The organism is Mucilaginibacter sp., from assembly GCF_041663085.1.
GTDB lineage: Bacteria > Bacteroidota > Bacteroidia > Sphingobacteriales > Sphingobacteriaceae > Mucilaginibacter.
The window spans coordinates 1-3417 of record NZ_JBAZRC010000237.1; the positions used below are offsets into that span (position 1 = coordinate 1).

General features: G+C 43.4%; 4 protein-coding genes. All 4 read left to right on the forward strand.

What is annotated here, in order from left to right; all coding sequences use genetic code 11:
• Window positions 1-307: 30S ribosomal protein S2 (locus tag WC615_RS22990; protein ID WP_372980362.1), on the forward strand; the 307-nt coding region annotated here is incomplete at its 5' end.
• Window positions 308-397: 90 nt separating this feature from the next.
• On the forward strand, window positions 398-1249 hold the full coding sequence (gene tsf, locus WC615_RS22995; RefSeq protein ID WP_372980363.1) for a translation elongation factor Ts: 852 nt from the start codon (window positions 398-400) through the stop codon (window positions 1247-1249).
• 127 nt (window positions 1250-1376) lie between these two features.
• Window positions 1377-2498: an N-acetylglucosamine-6-phosphate deacetylase gene (gene nagA, locus WC615_RS23000; RefSeq protein WP_372980364.1), complete on the forward strand. Its 1122-nt coding sequence runs from the start codon at window positions 1377-1379 to the stop codon at window positions 2496-2498.
• 50 nt (window positions 2499-2548) lie between these two features.
• A complete protein-coding gene (gene pyrH / locus WC615_RS23005) occupies window positions 2549-3253 on the forward strand; it encodes a UMP kinase (RefSeq protein ID WP_372980365.1) in 705 nt (234 codons plus the stop codon).
• The last annotated feature ends 164 nt before the right edge of the window (window positions 3254-3417 follow it).

Sequence of the window (3417 nt, forward strand, 5' to 3'; positions counted from 1 at the left end):
ATTTGCAATGGTTGATACAAACTCTGATCCTTCAAACATCGATTTCCCTATCCCGGCGAATGACGATGCTACCAAATCAATTTCATTGATCACCGGTATTATCATCAAAGCTATTGAAGAAGGTTTAGATGAGCGCAAACGCGAAAAAGAAGATGAAACTGAAAAAGAAGCAGCTGCTGCTAAAGCAAAAGCTGATGCTCCTGAAGTAGCTGACCGCTCTGAAGGTGGCAAAAGAAAAAGGACTGCAGAAGTAACAGCCGAAGCTGCTGAAACTGATGCTCCTGCTGCTGATTCTACAGAAGAGTAATAATATTTAGTCGTAAGTCTTGAGCCTGTAGTCTTAAGTGACTCCAGACTTAGGACTTGCGACTTTTAACATAATAAAAAAACTAAAAACATGTCTACAGTACAAATATCTGCATCAGATGTAAACAAACTGCGCCAGCAAACAGGTGCGGGCATGATGGATTGCAAAAAAGCTTTAACAGAAACCAATGGCGATTTTGAAGCTGCTATTGATTTTTTAAGGAAAAAAGGTGCTAAGGTTGCTGCCAGCCGTCAGGATCGCGAATCAAACGAAGGTGCTGTTATTGCACGTACTTCTGAAGATTTCAAAACTGGTGTTATCATCGAGCTTAACTGCGAAACTGATTTCGTAGCTAAAAATGCTGAATTTATTGCTTTTGCTAACGAAATTGCAAATGCAGCTGTTCAGAATAAACCAGCTTTAATCGAAGAACTTTATAACTTAGAAATCGACGTTGAAAATTCACGTATTAAAATTGGTGATGCTATCATCGACAAAACAGGTAAAATCGGCGAAAAGATCGGCGTATCTAAATACGAAGTGATTGAAGGCGATAAAGTTGTTGCTTACATCCACGGTAACTACCGTTTAGGTGTATTGGTTGGTTTAAGCAAAGCTGTTGACGGTGCTGACGAAGCGGGTAAAGACGTTGCAATGCAAATTGCTGCTATGAACCCTGTTGCTATCGATAAAGATGGCGTTGACGCTACTACTATTGAGCGTGAGATGGAAATTGCAAAAGACCAGATCCGCGCAGAAGGTAAACCGGAAGCAATGGTTGAAAAGATCGCTGCAGGTAAGCTGAACAAATTCTACAAAGATTCTACCTTATTAAACCAGGAGTTTGTTAAAGACTCTTCTAAAACTGTTGCTCAGTTCTTAGATACGGTTGATAAAGGCCTAACCGTTACCGCATTTAAGCGGGTAGCTTTAGGAGCTTAATTATATTATCCCCCTCGTTATTAACGAGGGGGATTTTTTTTGCCCTTTTCTTTTAAGGGATTGTAGAGGCGCAATACTTTGCGTCTTTTTGTACGACGTAACATTGCGTAAATCATATTTGGACACTATGATAACAGCACTTCATAACCTCACCATCATTTCGGGTGGTAGCATTACCGCGGGCAAAGCCGTTTTAATAGAAGGCAGCCAGATCAAAGCTATTGTTGATGAAACAGCCATCCCACAGGATGCGGAGAAGAAAGACCTTAACGGCGCTTATGTTGCCCCGGGCTTTATCGACCTGCAGATCTACGGCAGTGGTGGTAAACTATTTGCCGGCAAGCCCGAAGTAGACGCCCTGAAGCGCATGGAAGATGACCTGCTAAACCAGGGCACTACAGGCTTCTTTGCAACCATTGGTACAAATACTAACGACATTGTTGAAAAGGGCATAGCCGCAGCTAAAGAGTACCGTAAAACCGCAAGGGGTAACTTTTGGGGTGTACATCTGGAAGGGCCGTATCTAAATGCGGCCAAAAAAGGGGCGCACCCGGCAAACCTGATCAAAAAAGCAGCCCTTGCCGAGGTGAAAAGTTGGGTAGAACAGGCCGATGGTGTTATCACCATGATCACCATAGCTCCGGAGCTGCAGGACCAGGAAGTTATAAATTACCTGCACGCGCAGGGTATCATCATATCATCGGGCCATAGCAATGCTACTTATGAGCAGGGTAAAAGCTTTTTAAACAAACCTATACCGGCAGTTACACACTTGTTTAACGCCATGCCCCAAATGCACCACCGCGAACCAGGATATATCCCTGCGATATTTGAGGAGAAACCCTACGCCAGCATTGTTGCCGATGGTAACCACGTAGATTGGCCGATGATCCGGTTAGCAAAACGCGAACTGGGCGATAAACTGTTCCTGATAACAGACGCGGTTACGGCCGCTACCGAAGGTACTTACCAGCACAGGTTAGAAGGTGATAAATATGTAATGCCCGACGGAACGCTTTCGGGCTCGAGCCTTACCATGCTTAAGGCCGTGCAAAACTGCGTAGAAAAGGTGGGGATTGGCCTGGCTGAAGCTGTAAACATGGCATCGCTTTACCCGTCACAACTGGCATCTAAGACAAAAAAAGGCAAAATTGAGGCTGGCTTTGATGCCGACCTCATCATTTTTAACAAACAATACGAAACCCTGGCAACCATATTGCAGGGGAATTATTTAACGAAGGCGTTATAAAATTTTAACAATACCATTTATTATCTATTTTTGATAAATCTTCCTTATAAATGAAATACAAAAGAGTATTACTAAAGCTTAGCGGCGAATCCCTGATGGGCGAACGTCAGTATGGTATTGATAATAACCAGGTTCTGCAATACGCGCACGACATCAAGAACGTAAAAGACCAGGGCATAGAAATAGCCATTGTTGTTGGTGGCGGTAACATTTTTAGAGGGTTAAGTGCCGAAAAAAGCGGCATGGAACGCGCCCAGGCCGATTATATGGGCATGCTGGCAACCGTTATTAACTGTATGGCCCTGCAAAACGCACTGGAAAGCATCGGTGTAGAAACCCGCTTACAGTCGGCTATTAAAATGGAGCAGATCTGCGAGCCTTACATCCGTCGCCGTGCCATGCACCACTTAGAGGTTGGTAAAATTGTGATATTCGGCGCCGGTACCGGTAACCCATATTTTACTACTGATACCGCAGCATCATTACGCGCTATAGAGATAAAAGCCGATGTTGTACTGAAAGGAACCCGTGTTGATGGCATCTACACCGCCGACCCGGAGAAAGACCCATCAGCAACCCGTTATGACGAGATCAGTTTCCAGGAAGTTTACGATAAAGGCCTAAATGTAATGGACATGACTGCCATTACCCTTTGCCAGGAAAACAAACTGCCTATTATCGTTTTTGATATGAACAAAGAAGGTAATTTTATGAAGATTGCCAACGGCGAGCCAATAGGTACGCTGGTAAAATAAAGATAAAATAATAAGAAAGGCCCCGATTTATCGGGGCCTTTCTTATTTAAAGCGTGCTGTCATCCTATGTTTGTGTATGAGATGTTTAAAACAGGAATAAGAATAATTTTATAGGAGAAGAAAAAGGATAAGGAGAAAGATTACGTATTGTCATTGGCTGTAGG

What these genes read in the sequence shown, in the direction of transcription:
- tsf (WP_372980363.1), top strand. Translation starts at nt 398, where the DNA reads ATGTCTACAGTACAAATATCTGCATCAGATGTAAACAAACTGCGCCAG.
- pyrH (WP_372980365.1), top strand. Translation starts at nt 2,549, where the DNA reads ATGAAATACAAAAGAGTATTACTAAAGCTTAGCGGCGAATCCCTGATG.
- nagA (WP_372980364.1), top strand. Translation starts at nt 1,377, where the DNA reads ATGATAACAGCACTTCATAACCTCACCATCATTTCGGGTGGTAGCATT.